Source organism: Hugenholtzia roseola DSM 9546 (genome assembly GCF_000422585.1).
In the GTDB taxonomy this organism is placed as follows: domain Bacteria; phylum Bacteroidota; class Bacteroidia; order Cytophagales; family Bernardetiaceae; genus Hugenholtzia; species Hugenholtzia roseola.
In genome coordinates, this window is sequence record NZ_AUGI01000033.1 from 36,864 (window position 1) to 51,889 (window position 15,026).

The 15,026-nt window shown below is 39.9% G+C and carries 9 protein-coding genes; 5 read left to right on the top strand and 4 right to left on the bottom strand.

Features of this window, described 5'->3' with window-relative positions; translation table 11 throughout:
* Positions 1-47: 47 nt before the first annotated feature.
* A complete protein-coding gene (locus G500_RS26425) occupies positions 48-3,410 on the bottom strand; it encodes a sensor histidine kinase (protein ID WP_051203209.1) in 3,363 nt (1,120 codons plus the stop codon).
* Positions 3,411-3,675: 265 nt separating this feature from the next.
* On the opposite strand from G500_RS26425, the gene purD reads away from it, so the two are divergent.
* Positions 3,676-4,983 (top strand): phosphoribosylamine--glycine ligase, encoded by a 1,308-nt coding sequence (gene purD, locus G500_RS0101705; RefSeq protein WP_027001341.1) that lies wholly within the window; start codon positions 3,676-3,678, stop codon positions 4,981-4,983.
* 80 nt (positions 4,984-5,063) lie between these two features.
* Here purD and G500_RS0101710 read toward each other — a convergent pair whose 3' ends face one another.
* Both G500_RS0101710 and G500_RS0101720 read right to left on the bottom strand, forming a co-directional pair.
* The gene (locus G500_RS0101710; protein ID WP_086047778.1) at positions 5,064-7,559 is read right to left on the bottom strand and encodes a TonB-dependent receptor; all 2,496 of its coding nucleotides are present in this window, start codon (positions 7,557-7,559) and stop codon (positions 5,064-5,066) included.
* Between the two features lie 431 nt (positions 7,560-7,990).
* Entirely contained in the window at positions 7,991-8,527 is a 537-nt protein-coding gene (locus G500_RS0101720) for a YqiA/YcfP family alpha/beta fold hydrolase (RefSeq protein WP_154656974.1), read from the bottom strand.
* Between the two features lie 111 nt (positions 8,528-8,638).
* Between G500_RS0101720 and G500_RS0101730 the strand changes: the two genes are divergently transcribed.
* From G500_RS0101730 to G500_RS0101755, 4 genes are all read left to right on the top strand, one after another.
* Positions 8,639-9,148, top strand: a complete 510-nt coding sequence (locus tag G500_RS0101730; protein ID WP_027001344.1) for a hypothetical protein — start codon at positions 8,639-8,641, stop codon at positions 9,146-9,148.
* Between the two features lies 1 nt (position 9,149).
* Positions 9,150-9,347, top strand: coding sequence for a hypothetical protein (locus G500_RS0101735; protein WP_027001345.1), 198 nt, complete (start codon positions 9,150-9,152; stop codon positions 9,345-9,347).
* A 229-nt stretch (positions 9,348-9,576) separates the two neighbouring features.
* Positions 9,577-10,110 (top strand): DUF6913 domain-containing protein, encoded by a 534-nt coding sequence (locus G500_RS0101745; RefSeq protein ID WP_027001346.1) that lies wholly within the window; start codon positions 9,577-9,579, stop codon positions 10,108-10,110.
* 269 nt (positions 10,111-10,379) lie between these two features.
* Positions 10,380-11,315, top strand: a complete 936-nt coding sequence (locus tag G500_RS0101755) for a DUF6252 family protein (protein WP_027001347.1) — start codon at positions 10,380-10,382, stop codon at positions 11,313-11,315.
* Positions 11,316-11,404: 89 nt separating this feature from the next.
* Here G500_RS0101755 and G500_RS0101760 read toward each other — a convergent pair whose 3' ends face one another.
* Positions 11,405-14,725, bottom strand: a complete 3,321-nt coding sequence (locus tag G500_RS0101760) for a caspase family protein (RefSeq protein WP_027001348.1) — start codon at positions 14,723-14,725, stop codon at positions 11,405-11,407.
* Positions 14,726-15,026 lie beyond the last annotated feature (301 nt).

Genomic DNA, 15,026 nt, shown 5'->3' on the forward strand with positions numbered 1-15,026 from the left:
ACACAACGCGCCGCCTTTTTAGCACTTGTTTTCTTATTTTTTACTTTTTATTTTCCTTGTTCAATCGGCAGGGTGATAATAAAAGTAGTGCCTCTGCCCTTTTCCGACTCTACTTCTATCCTGCCGTTATGTTTTTGAATGATACTAAAACTGATAGAAAGTCCCAATCCAGTGCCTTTCCCTACCTCTTTGGTGGTGAAAAAAGGCTCGAAGATGCGCTGCCTTACCTCCTCGCTCATGCCCTCGCCTGTATCCTGAATTTGAATTAGAACCTGCTTATTTTCAACTACTTGCGTCGTAATCAAGATGTCGCCCTTATCGGGAATGGCTTGTATGGCGTTGGCTAAAATATTGGTAAAGACCTGATTGAGTTTGCCCGGAAAGCACTCTATTAGGGGAAGTTTGCCGTAATTTTTCTGAATCCGTACCCTATTTTTATACTGCGGTCGTAAAATTACCAAGGTAGCCTCTAAATTTTCATGCACGTCTGCCATCTTTAAATCGGCTTCGTCTAAACGCGAAAAAGTACGCAACCCCTTGACAATCTCTGCCGTCCGCGCTGCCCCCTGCCTGATGTCTTCTACCGTTGCTACCAAATCGCTCTTAATTTCGTCATAATTGATTTTGGCTTTTCTGCCCTGAATCTCTGTTAAATATGCCGCTTGTAGGTCGGCTTCGGGGGTCTGATAAATTTCTTCATACAAGTTTAAAATTTGCATTAATTCATCAATCATAGATTGCAGCACATCTACGCCTGCATAGACAAAGGTTATCGGATTATTTATCTCATGTGCAATGCCTGCCGTAAGCTGTCCCAAAGAAGCCATTTTTTCAGATTGTACTAATTGCGTTTGGGTATCACGCAAAGAAGTTACGGTATAAAGTAGTTCTTCTTTTTGTTTTTCAATTTGCTGTTTTTGTATCAATACTTCTTGGGTACGATTCAATACTTCGCGCTCTAATTCTGCCTTTCGGCTTTCTAAACGGTACATTCTGATTTTGTAGCCTGCCCAAATTGCAAAAATAGCAAGCAAAACCATCAAAATCATAAACCAAATTGTTTCATAAAAACGGGGTTCTACTTCAAAAGTATAAGTAGATTCTTCTTTGGAAGCATAGCCGCTATGATTCATTGCCCTAACGCGAAAGGTATAAGTGCCTGCGGGCAAATTGGTGTAAAGGGCTGTGCGCTGCCTGCCTGCCGCTACCCATTCGGCATCAAAGGGTTCTAATTTATACTGAAAACGAATTGTTTTGGGGTCGTCGTAATCAAAAGCCGTATAAGAAAAAAGGAAACGCTTATCAGTAGGCGCGAAAGAATGAAGCAAGTTGCTAATCCTAACATCTTGATTTTCAGTGGTTATTTTCTCGATAATGACCACAGGCGGCGTTTTATTGACGGGCAGAGCCGCAGGATTTAGCACCGTAATTCCACCAAAAGTAGAAAACCAAAGCGTGCCATCATGGGCTGCCAAAGCGCGAGTTGCGCCCACACATTCGTTGTTTTTCATACCATCTGCCCTATCATAACGTTTGCAGTCGAGCGTCTTGGCTTTTCCTTGTGCGATTGCGTTCAACTGTTTCTTTTCTACACGCATAATGCCATTGCTACAGGGCAACCAAAGGTAGCCAAACCTATCTTCCAACACATCAAAAGCCACATTTTCCACCATGCCCATTTGGGTATCATAGGCAATAATTTTCTTGCCTTCGATACGCGCCAAGCCCCCGTCTGTCGTTACCCATAAAATGCCTGCTTCATCTTCATAAATCGTAAAAATAATGTTGCTGGGCAAGCCTTCCTGCACGGTTAGATGTCGCAATACCTCCGCATTTTGGTTGAAAAAGGTAAGTCCGCGCTTCGAGCCTACCACAAATTCGCCTGCTTGCGTTTCTACCATACTCGAAATAAAATCCGACCCAATGGCATTATCCACATCAAAGGTTTGTAAAGAATCTACTTCACTTAATACCCTTCTTTTTCCTATTTTTTTAACTTTCTTGCCTGCCAAAAGGTGCAATCCTGTGCGCTGTGTGCCTATCCAGATGCGCTTTTTCGAATCTTCAAACACAAATTGAATAAAATCGTCGGGAAAGCCTGTTTCCACGCTGTAAGTCTTAGGGCTTAGGTGTGTGCTATCGCGATGTGGAATTTTGGTTACACCTTTATCGGTACTAATCCATATATTTTTTTTACTATCTTCAAAAAGGTGCTTCGTGCGTCCTTCGGGTATAAAAGCAGGCAGATAGAGAGGCGAAATATAGCCATTTTGCCAAACGGCAAGTTGTTCGCTCTCTGTCGCAATCCAATAAGTGAGCGAATCTTTTTCCAAAATCGCCGTTACGATATTAGACGGCAAGCCTTCGGCAGTGGAATAGTTGGTAAATTTACCATCTACAAGCTGGAAAAAACCTTGTCGGAAGGTAGCCAACCACAAATAACCCTGCCTATCCACCATCAAGCTGCGAATCAGATTTGAAGGCAGCCCCTCAATAGGAGAAAGACTCTCTAAGGTCTGATTATCAAGGCGATAGCGATGCAAACCTGCATCATTGGCAAACCAAAAAAAGCCTTGTTTGTCCTCTAAAAATTGGCGAATTTCCCTAACCTTTAAATTTTTATATGGAAAAATAGAATCATTTTCTACACAAAAAACCCTATCGCCGCCACCTACCCAAAGCGTTCCCTGTGAGTCTTCAAAGAGCGATTTAATCCCTTTTGTGGTTTTCGGTGAGGATACAAGTTTAAATTTATTGTTTTTATATTTTACTAATTCTCCAATTTCGGAAGCTATCCAAATATTGCCCTCTTTGTCTTCCAAAATATCCGAAATTGCACCGCGCATGTGTAGGCGCAAACCTGCCAAACGCTGCAAACCCGCCTCATTGAAAGTATAAAGTCCGCTTGCCGAAGTCCCTATCCAAATCGTGTTCTGACGGTCTGCATACAAGGTTTCTATGCTATAATGGTTCAGATGTTGAAGCTCTTGGGGCGTATGAAACGCTCCATTTTCAAAAAAACTGACCCCACGCTGCAAGCCAACCCAAAGCCTACCGCGCTTGTCTTCGAGCAGCGTCCGCGCCACATGGGAACGCAGCGCAGGCGAATTTTCAGGGTAAAAATGCTCAAATTTCACGCCGTCAAAACGCACCACGCCATCATAACTCGAAAGCCAGATGTAGCCATCGCGTGTTTGTATCATGCCCGTTAGTGCATTCGAGGGCAATCCATCTTCCGTAGTCCAATTTCTTAGTATGTATTGTGAAAGTTTCTTTTCGGGATTGAGTTTGATATTTTTCTGTCCTTTTAAAGGAAAAGAGAATAAAAAAACGGTAAAGAAAAAAACGTAAAAAAAGCTATCTAAAATACTACTTTTTTTTTCAATATTTTTTGTAAAAAATTTTATCATATTTCAGCTTTTTTAAGAAAATTTACAAACTCGACCTCAAACGCCCTTTCGCAAAGATAAGCATCTTTTCGAGGATTTGAAAGGTTTTTAAAAATCCTTTAAACGCCTTTTAAATAGGCAAAAAATTATTGCCTCTGTAAAGGTTTCAAATGGCTTCCACGCCTTCAAATTGAAGAAAAAAAGCGCGAAAAGTCGTAACTTGCAAACGAGTATCCAATGCAAATCAAAAACAAAATTATTCTTACGCTTTTATTTCAAAAAAATTATGAACATACTTCTTATCGGCAATGGCGGCAGAGAACACGCCTTTGCTTGGAAAATGGCACAAAGTCCGCTTTGTACTCAACTTTATATCGCTTCGGGCAATGCAGGTACGGCAGAGGTGGGCAGCAATGTCAGCCTCAATGTGCTTGATTTTGAACAAGTTAGTGAGTTTATCCGCCAAAAGGACATAGATTTTGTCGTCGTCGGACCCGAACAGCCTTTGGTAGAAGGCATTGCCGATTATTTAAAAGAGGTTTCAAAAAAAGATGAAAAATTAAAAAATTTAGCCATTCTTGCACCTTCGGCAGCAGGCGCGAAATTGGAAGGCAGCAAAGACTTTGCAAAGGCTTTTATGAAAAGAAATGGAGTCCAAACTGCCGCCTCTGAAACCTTTACCGCCGCCACTTATCAAGAAGGTATCAACAAAATAGAACAATTTGGCTATCCTATTGTACTAAAAGCAGACGGCTTGGCAGCAGGAAAAGGCGTAGTGATTGTCGAGTCGCGCAGCGAAGCCGAACAAACCCTCAAAGCCATGTTGTTGGAAAAACAATTTGGCGCAGCCAGCGAAAAAGTAGTATTGGAACAGTTTTTAAAAGGCATAGAAGTTTCGTTTTTTGTCCTCACCGACGGCAAAGATTTTGTTTTGCTACCCGAAGCCAAAGATTACAAACGTATCGGCGAGGGCGACACAGGGCTAAATACAGGCGGCATGGGCGCAGTTTCTCCTGTTCCTTTTGTAAATGAAATTTTGAAAGAAAAAATTATGCAAAAAATCATCAAACCTACCTTAGATGGTTTGAAAAATGAACAAATAGATTTTTGCGGATTTATATTTTTTGGTCTGATGATTCAGGAAGGCGAACCCTACCTTTTGGAATACAATACGCGCATGGGCGACCCCGAAACCGAAGTAGTTTTGCCACGCATAGAAAGCGATTTGGTAGAGCTTCTCTACGCCGCCGCACAGGGAAAATTAAAAGATAAAACCTTGAAAATCAGCGATAAATACGCCACTACGGTTATGCTTGTTTCAGGAGGATACCCACAGGAGTATGCCGTAGGAAAGCCCATCAAAGGTTTGGATAAGCTCGCTACAGACTTCAAAACCGACCTCATTCCCTTTCAGGCAGGCACGAAAACAGACGAAAAAGGCGACTTGGTTACCGCTGGCGGGCGCGTTTTGGCACTAACCGCAAAGGGCGATAGTTTGGAAGATGCTTTACAAAAATCTTTAAAAGCTGCCCAAATAGTTGAATTTGAAGGCAAATATTTTAGAGCCGATATTGGCAGAGATTTGCTTAAATAGAAAACTCAAATAATTAAAAAAAAGAAAAGCCTACGAAAACAAAATAGATGTTTTCATAGGCTTTTTATGTAAATTTTTATCTAAAAACTTAGGCGCAAGCCTAATAAAAAGTTTCTACCTGCTTGCGGATAATAATAATTTTGCCTTACCATCTGACCTTCGGAAAGATAGCCAAAGGTGTAGCCATTGTTTTCATACTCTACATTGAGTAAATTATTAAGCATAAAATTTAGCTCAATATTTTTAAGGCTTCCCCAAGAAAATTGATAGCTCATCTGCAAATCATTTATCAGAAAAGCCTCTATTTTTCTGCTATCCGAAGAAGTATTATCTAAATATTGTTCGCTAACATATTTAGCCAACCAACTGATTTGAAAGCCTTTGATAGGAGTATAGCTTAATTGGGAAGCCCCAACCCAAGTAGGTGAAAAGGCAATGTCGGTGTCGCCATAACTTATCTCGACCTGACCACCATTGTCATAATCATCTAAAAATTCTATAAAATTGCGAATTTTATTGCTGCTCCAAGTCAAATTTCCCTGCCAACTAAACTGTTTAGAAATATCATAATTTGATACAATTTCTATTCCAGTTCTGTAACTGTTTTTCACATTTTGGCGCGTATAAGCTCCCACGTCATTGACTCGCCCCGTCAAGACTAATTGGTCTTTGTATTGCATCAAAAAATAATTGGCTGCCAAAGACAATTTACCAAAATTGCGCTGCCACCCAATTTCTACGTTGTCCAAACGCTCTGCCTGCGGACGGCTCTCTGGCGAAGATTCTGTAAAATCATTGCGGTTTGGCTCACGATGGGCGCGAGCGAAAGAAGCATAGAAACGATTTTTTTTCCAATCATAAGTAAGCCCAAATTTAGGATTAAAAAAAGCAAGTTTTGCATTTTGCGTTACATTTCTCAAATCATTATCGAAACCTAAAAAGTCGTAATCGATTTGGCGAAGCTGCAAATCAGCAAAAAGAAACAAATCTGTTAAAATTTGATAGTTAGCTTTTAAATATAAATTCGCATCTGTTTTAGTAGCATCATTATCGTAATAGCGATGTCTAATTTTAGAAGCAGGCGAAAATTCTGCCCAAATGACTTCGCCAAAGTGCTTTCCTTCATAGCGATTCCAGCCTCCTCCCACTATCAAATGCAAGTTCGGACTGTGGTTTTTAACCGCCTTACTTTGGTAGTTGAGGTTAAAAACAATGCCATAAAAATCATTGTCCAACCAGCGGCGGCGCACCAAATCGCTCTCTGTAATCAGGCTATCGCCGATAGCAAGGTCAGGCATGTTATAGCGTGAAAGTTCATCTTTTTCTCTAAATTGTTCAAAATAACCTCTGCCTTTGGTATAATGAAAAGCAGTATTGAGAAAGAATTGTGGACTGATTTTTTGGTCTATGATAAATTGATAGTGTTGCTGCTCGTAATTATCAATCTCATTATCATAGCCCGAAAGTTCGTTGTAGGTGCGATTGCCTGCTCTTAAAATTTCTTCGGGAACGCCATTCCAAGCCTGAAAAGTCATTTCTTTTCCACCAAAAACATTTGCCCTAATTTGCGTTCCTTTCTGATTTTGATATAAACCTGATACAAAATAAGACGACAAATCTGAAAAAGCACGGTCTATAAAGCCGTCTGATTTGATACGCGAAAGTCGCCCATTGAAGGCAAAGTTTTTGCCTATTTTACCTGTACCCAAGCGCAAAGTGTGCTTGCGCGTTTGAAAAGAGCCAACCGAATTGGCGAGTTCGGCATAGGGATTTTCATTCGGAATTTCAGTATCTATATTAACAGTAGCCCCAAATGCGCCTGCCCCATTTACCGAAGTCCCTACCCCTCTTTGAATTTGGATATGAGAGGCAGAACTCACAAAATCAGGCATATTGACCCAAAAAACTCCCTGAGATTCAGCATCATTGAGCGGAATACCGTTTAAAGTTACGTTGGTGCGCGTTGCGTCGCTGCCCCTAATGCGCATGCCTGTATAGCCCACCCCTGCACCTGCATCAGTAGTAGTTACGACAGAAGGCGTAAAATTTAGTAAAACGGGTATATCTTGTCCTAAATTTCTTTTTTCCAATTCCTGCCTGCTCACCTCTGTAAGGGTTACGGGGTACTCGCGATAAGCATTGATGGTAATTTCGCCCAAAGTAACTCCTTCTTTTAAGCGTATTTCGAGTAAATAGTCTTCATTTTTATACTTTTCTATTTCTATTTTTTGTACTATTTTTTGATAGCCCACAAAACTAATTTCTATTTCGTAGTTTGATTTTTCAAGTATTTTTTCTAAAATAGACAAATAGAAAAATCCTTGTACATCAGAAACTGTACCTTGCGTCGTGTTTCTCAACTGAACGGTAGCACCTGTCAGGGCTTCGCCTTTTTCGGACAAAACTCTGCCTTTTATGTTTATATTTTGAGCTAATAAATTAGCTGAAAATATAAACCAAAATAGCAATAATAAGACAATAACAAAAGGGCGCGAATTTGTATTCGAAGCAGCCGCCTGTGCAGTCGTGAAGGGCAGAGTGTCTGAAAAAACGGTAAGGGTAGTGTTTTTCTTCATCTTGTTTTGAGTTTGGATAAAAAACAAAGTGAAGGAGATGCGATTCCCAAACTTGTAAAAATAAAAAAGTTTTTTTTGATGAACAAAGTTTTGTCTTTTAGTTTTTTTTAAGCAAAAACTAAAAGTAAATCCCAATTCAACTCGCGATAAAACCTTTTTGCAAATTGGTTCTTGCACCAACGAATTCCCTACGCTTATGCTAATAAGTTCAGGTTCAATGGGTTTAATCTCAGCTTTCTTTACCTTTTAAACTATCTCTGCTTTACAGCTTATCAAAATGATAAAAAAATCATCTTTTGAGCAATAAAAAAGTTAGTCTGTCTGACAAGATGGGAAAGCACCCCCTTCGTTTGTGCCACAAAGGTACGCAAAATTTGAACAGTTGCAAGTTTTTAGAAAAAATATCTTGGGGCGCGAAGTCTTGGCTATTTTTAATATTTTAGATTAGAAATAAAATTTTTTACACTTTTTTCAAATGTTTCTATGTCTATTCTATGCCCTAAATTTTCTATTTTTTTAATTGTATAATAAGCAGGATTTTCATTATTTTGTAGAAAATCATAGGTACTATCGGGCGTAATGACCTCATCTTGCTCACCGATAACCAAATAGACCCAAAAGGGCAAAATTTGTTTTATTTCTTTGTCAATCGTCTGAAAAACAGAGAGATAAGCCAATGCAGGATTAAAAAGCAAGGCAGAAAGTCCTAAGTGTTTCGCCAACCAATATCCCATCAAACCACCTGCCGAACTACCAACGATAAAAGTGGGAACTGGGTTATTTTTCATTTTTTCTTCTAAAAAAGATTTTAAATCTTGAAAAGTATTCAAATTTTGACGATACGCAAGTTGGGGAGCAAAGACTTGTTCGCCAAAATATTGTTTCAAAATTTCAACTTTTTCAGCAGAGGGATTTGCATCTAACCCATGTATATATAAAACCTGACAAGGCTTGGAAAGTGGAGTCATCTCTGTATTTTTTAAGAAAAAAAGCCCACAGTGGGCATGGTACAAATTTTGCGGAAATGTACGAAAAAATGATAGAAAACCCTTCTTCCACCTTCTTTTATTTCGAATCTTATGCAAAAAGAGTCAAAAAATATTAAAAAAAGTGCTAAAAATAGTCATAAAATTTTTAGTAAGTCTGGACTAATTCAAAGTTTGAGTTTTTTAATTTTAGTTTCATTTTTTTATTTTAATTCCTACTTTATAGAAAGTACAATGGCACAAACGACGCAAACACTAACGGGTAAAATTGTACAAAAGCCTTGGTCTAAATCTACACAGAGCTATTGCGCACAAGGCAGTGAATATTACGTTTTGATAGAAAAAAATGGTAGGGAAAGCGTGTTGGAAAATCAGACCGACAAAAATATGGAACTTTTTTTGAACAAAAACATAAAAATAGAAGGCTACTTTTATACTAAAACAATAGAAAATAAGCCGAAAAAACAAGAAGACGAGGCAGAGATTTCACAAAAAATAGAACAGCGTCCTATCAATAGCCTTGATGGGGAAGAGGCAAATTTTACTTGTGAAGTTTTTATTATGCAAAAAATTTTAGTAAAAACAAAAACTAAGCAAAAATAATATGGATTTTGAAACCTATTTGCAAGAAAAAAAAATAGACGCTGTCGCATTTTTAGCCCAATCGCCCCAAATTTACAACGAATGGCGGATTCTTTTTGAGCAGGTTTCGCCTAAAAGTTTTACGGCTCAAAAACTGTTTCTTATCAACGCATATCGGCGAAAATACCCCTTGTTGGGAAAAAACATAGGGGCTAACTGAATTTTTTGCTTTTTTTAACAGCAAGCAAACAACAATAGAAGGACGTAAGCGTTTTATTTTGAGTGTTTTGTGATTCTTTTGCTTGGCTTACGCCTTGCGCTAATCAGCTTTCAAAAATTTTCATAAAAAAACTTCTTTTTGCTTTAATTTTCACAAGCACTAAATCTTTCAATATTGCAACTCTTTACTTATTCCCTACAAACTTTGTATAGGCAAAGTTGGCAAGTATATGCAAAACCCCCTTATTTTTCTCAAAGCCAAAGCCTTAGCTTATCGAAATCGCGCTCTTAGGAAACAAAAGCAGCTTATTTACAAACGTAACTTGCTGCATTTCAACCAAATACGCACGATTGGTATTATTTCTACTTGCTCGGAGAGCTTGGCAGAACTCACCTACCAATTAGAAAAGATGGGCAAAAAAGTAGCGGTTTTGTTGTTAGACGAAACGCAACAACGGAGCGAAACGCAAAACCTTTCCTACCAAGCGGTTCGCTTTGATGGAAGTGTAGATACGACAAAGATAGAAGAATTTATTAACTATCCTTTTGATATTTTGTATTGCTTGAATGAGCAAAGCTATTCGCCTTTGCAGGAATATTTGCTGCTCAAAAGCCCTGCTCGCTGTCGGATAGGTCGTTATCAGTTGGGCAAAGAATACTTGGGTGAAATTTTGATTGCCACTACCGAAAAGCCCTTAGATTTGGCGCGTCATGGGCTGACGTTTCTGCAAAATCAGGAGGTTCGGGCGGAAGTTTGTGTTTAAAAAGCATCAAAACAACTTTACAAATTCACACAAAAAAACAAAAGAGTAGTAAAACTTGCTTTTTTTAAGCCTTTTTTAACGCCTTTTTTGAAAAGATAACGCAGCAAGGCAATTATTTTGCCCACAAAGCGTTATCTTTGTGTATATTTGGGAGGGCGTACCTTTATCTCACCTTTCTATCAACTTCACCTATCTGTTCCACCTGTCTTTTCACTCGAAAATTTATCGCTCGAAACTCATTTTACCTGAACTCTTTTGATATGTACTCTATGGATAAGAAAATACAGACACACAAACCTTCGGGGGCAAGCCCATTGCGTTTTCTTCCGCTCTTACTCTGCTTTCTTGGCTTTACCTCTTTGGCACTCAACTGCGAAAGACGTGCCGACGACGTGGATTTAGTAGACCCAGAGGGTCAGATAACAATGAAAGTAGACGGGCTTACTTGGTTTTCTTCAGAAGCTACCGCCAGCGTAACCAAAGACAGTCTCAATGATAGCACAGGAACAGGGGCAACGATTGCAACCATTTCAGCAGTTCATAACGACGGTTCGTCTATTATAATCGTGCTGCCTGAATTAAAACTGACGACTTACACCATTTCTCCTACGTCCTTTGCCAAAATAACCTTTATTTCTACAAACGAAGAAAAAAGTGGCACTTTTTCTACACAGCTCGCTACACGTGCGCGAAGCACCGTCACCATAACAGCGATAGACTATGATAAACAACTCATACGCGCCTCTTTCGATGCAACCGTACAAGATTCATTAGGAAATATTATACGCCTTGAATTGGGTAGAGTCAATAAAGTCTTGTCTTCTACGCCTATTCCTCCTCCACAGATTAAGCCCTATTTGAAAGGAAAATTCCAACACTACAATTTTGACGCAGGTTTGAATGTAACCTACGCCCTTCAAGATTCGACTTTCCTTATCACAGGTTTTAACACACGCGATTCTACTTTTGCCAGAGTGCGTGTGCCACAAATGGCAGAAGTAGGTGAATATCCTGTAGATAGTGTTTTATATTATTTTGAATTGGAAAATAGAGCAGGACAAAAATGGGGTGCTATTTCGGGTACTGTCAAAATAGAGAAAGTAGCAATAAACTCTATGCAAGGCACTTTTACAGGCAGAGCGTTCAGCCCTACCGATAGCACTTTCCGCAACGTTACAAATGGTGTGTTTGGGTTTAATTTCTAAGCCCTATTTTTAAAATAGGAACACCAAAATCAAAAAAGACGCACTTTTTAGAAAGTGCGTCTTTTTTTTGCTTGTTAAATTTCTCTTTTTTATAGATACGCCTTCAACTTTTCTACTGTTTGCTCATTTTTTAGAAATTCTAAGTGAAAAGCAGGAACTTCTACAAAAGTAGGAGCAGGATTGCGATTCTTATCTACCGCCGTAGCACTTGCTTGGCTAATAAAGACATCATGCGCCTGCCCTTTGTAGAAAACCTCACCTGCCTGTGCTTGCAATTTATCGAGCAATTTGGGCGTAAGGTTTTGAGGATTTTGGGCAGATATGATTTCTATATTTCCATAAAAAACGACATACTCTACCGCAGGGTCGGGAAGAAGTGCAAGCTCGCGAAGAAAATCGGAGTGCGGGCGGAGTTGTTCTAAGGTTTGAGTGGCGTGTTTGCTCTGATTCAGCACCGCCATAAGTCCTGTAACGGCAGGGGCGGAGGCAGGCAGGAAGTTGAGCGACAATCCTAATAGCAGGGTAGCCACATTTCTATACTGTGCAAGTTGTGAAAATGCAGTTCCTTCTTGTGGTGTTCCTAATAAAATTAGCTTTTTTACCAAATTGCGCCCTGCCAATTCGTCTTTCTCAATCCAATAACGCGCTAAAAGTCCGCCTATGGAGTGAGCAAGTACCGTTATTTTCCTACCCTGCAAAGCCGCCTTTTCGTCAAGCCCTGCCATTTTGAGCTGATAAGCCAAATCACGAGCATTGGTTTCGAAGGGCGTATTGAGGTCTTCATAGTCGTAAGCCAAAATTAAATCATAATTTTGGTCTAAATTCTGGTCTAAAAAGTCTGTTACAATTTCTTGCGCACTGCCCAAAAAGCCATGTACCAAAAGCAAGATATTATTTGCTTTTTCTACCTGCTCTTTCAAATTTTGTGTATGAAGCGAAAAAGTAGCGTCTGCCTTTTTTTCTACCCAAAAAAGTTTTTGCTGATGGCGTTTTTTGAGTGCCACTTTGAAAAAGCACATTTTAAGGCTACGTCCTAAGCCCCTACTTTTTGGACTTTCCTCTGGGTTTGGCAGTGGCAATTGAAGGGTTGCTTTTCCTTGTGTAGCTTCTGCTACTTCCAAAGGTAAAATAAATTCTCCATCAAAAGTAGAAGCAATAACCTGCTCCTCTGCTTGAGCGGCAATTTCAAGCTCTATGTGTTGGGTCTGATTTGCGTCTTGGGTAGCAATAGCCTCGATTTGTTCTAATTCGAGGACACTCCTACTTTTTCCAAATTTAAGCAAATTCAAACCTACTTTATTCGCCAAATTAGAAATATTTTCCAAAAGAGAAGTTTCTACGGGATTTTTGTCTAAATAAGACGAAACAGAATCTGCCAACGCTATTTGTGTAGAAACTTTGTCGCTGCGTTTTAAAAGAAGGTCACCAAGTTGAAAATCTGATGTAAGGTCTGCCTGTTTTTTACTGATTTTTAGACGTAAATCTTTGACAAACCAATCTTGTGAAAACTTTTTCACCTGCCTTTTGGGAATAGCAGGGCGGCTCAACCCAACTATCTGACCAAACTTATCGATACCCAACTGTTCCCAATGGAAACTATCCATGCGTTCGGTACTGACTACGAAGCGATAGTTTTCGGCTGTATTTTCTAAGATGCCATAGGGAATGGCAAGGCTAAACTCCTCGTTATCGAAGACCGTAACCCAATCGGATTTTTCGGTGATTTCTTCGTTGTAGAGGGTGCTAATGCTAAGGTCGTAACCCAAATTAAGGACGGCTAAAAAAAGCGACTGTTCGCTTTTGTTTCGAACACGCATCTTACAAGGGTAAGGAAGGATAAAAGCCGTCTTTTCATTTCCTTCATCATCCTCATAATCAACCTTTTCTACCTCTTCTTCGGCATACGTAATAGCAAGTTCGGGGGTAGGAAAGGCTTCGATTTCGCCATTTTCTAATTCACGAAAAAACTCAACTTCAAAATCATCAGGATTTAATTTTGGCGCAGGATTGTCCAAACGAAGGAGCATTTCAGAACGCGCCACTTTTTCCAGATTTTCGAGCATCAGGTCTATCATACCGATTGAAAAATCCTCACCCTGCACTTTTACGCCTTGTATCAAAGTTTTGCTTTCGGTGTGATAAAGTTCGTATTGGGCATGTTCGTTTTCTTTTTTTGCTAAAATATGATAGTTGGCAGCCGAAAAATCTTCTACCAAAGTAGCTAAAAAAGAGTTTCTTTCTCTAAACTTTTCTATAAAACTTGCCACGCCACTTTGTGCCTGCTCGTCCTGTGCCTGCACATGTAAGAAAACAAGTGGATTAGGAAAAGAAATCAGTTCGGCATCAAATTTTTGATTGAGGTTGCCGATGGAAAAATTGGGTTTGAGGAAGGTTTCTTGTGGCAAGACCTGTTCGGAAATGGCTACCCCCAAACGATTTTCGGCTACTCTTTTTGCACCCGCAGGATAGAGGGCAAATTCGAGCTTTTTGTCGGGCGAAGTAGGGAATCCCCCTGTTGCGCCGATGTCTATTTTCCACTTTCCAAAATGATTATACATAGGATAATATTTTGAAAAGGCTTCTGATTTTTCTCCTGTTAGGAAATAGGCACGTGCGTCGAAGCCTTCCATTGGCTCAAATTGCGGATTTTGCTCCCCTGAATTGCGGCGAATGTCGGCACGAGTTCGCAAATAGAGGTCGGAATAGGTGATATTGCCGCCTGTGTCTTGTAAAACTTTTAAAAGTGAAGTAGAAAAAAGACCTCTTTTTTCGTGTGTTTCCCAAGCCTTTTCTTTGTGGGTGCAGGCAGCCATAAGCAGATGGGGCGTTTTGGGAATGGAGAGTCCATTTTTTTGATAGTAACCGTCCATAAAGGTTTCGAGCGGTCGGCGGTCGGCGGCATCACGTCCGTTGGTCAGACGCGCGTTTGCCAAGCGAATTTCCTCTGCCGAGCGCGTGGCACTACCCGAATGACAGCAGTCCATGCTAACGGCAAAATGAGGCAAGTTTTGTCCTGCTAAATGCAAAAGTAGTGCTAACTCTTTATCAGCTAAGTCCCAATTCCCAGCGGTGCGGCTATCCTGACAGACAATCGTTTGGTGCTGCTTCGAGGGTTCGTACTGCCAAAATTCTTCGGCAGTGTATTCGCGCGAGCCGTGTCCGCTGTAATGAAAAAATACGGTATCTTCTTTTTGGGCTTTCGCCAAATGCGATTTAAACTGTTTGACGATATTGGCTTTGGAAGCGTCCCTATCCAAAAGCATTTCTAAATGCAAATCATATTTTTTACCATAAGTATCTTTCAAAAAATCTGCAAAAGACTTGACATCATTGACACAACCTGCCAAAGCACCCACGCCTGCGGGGTAGTCGTTGATGCCCACTAAAAGGGCATATATTTTTTTTGCCATTGCGCGAGGGGATAAAAAGTTTGAAATCGTTGTTAGGCGGAGGCTAAGGTAGGCATTTTTAGGATTTTTAGCAAGCCTGCCACTACCTACATGCAGCAAAAAAGCCCATTTCTCCTACTTTTCTTTGCTCCTTTGTAGGCGGCATCTTTAAAATAGGGAAAACCCTTATTCCTTACCCTTTGCTTTTATTTTTTTTGTTTTAGTGCGAAAAAAGCACTATTTTTATTTGGAAGTGTAGGAGGGGGTGATTATATTTGTGGTGGGGATAAGTTTTTTTGTAACTTTTATAATAAAAATTTAA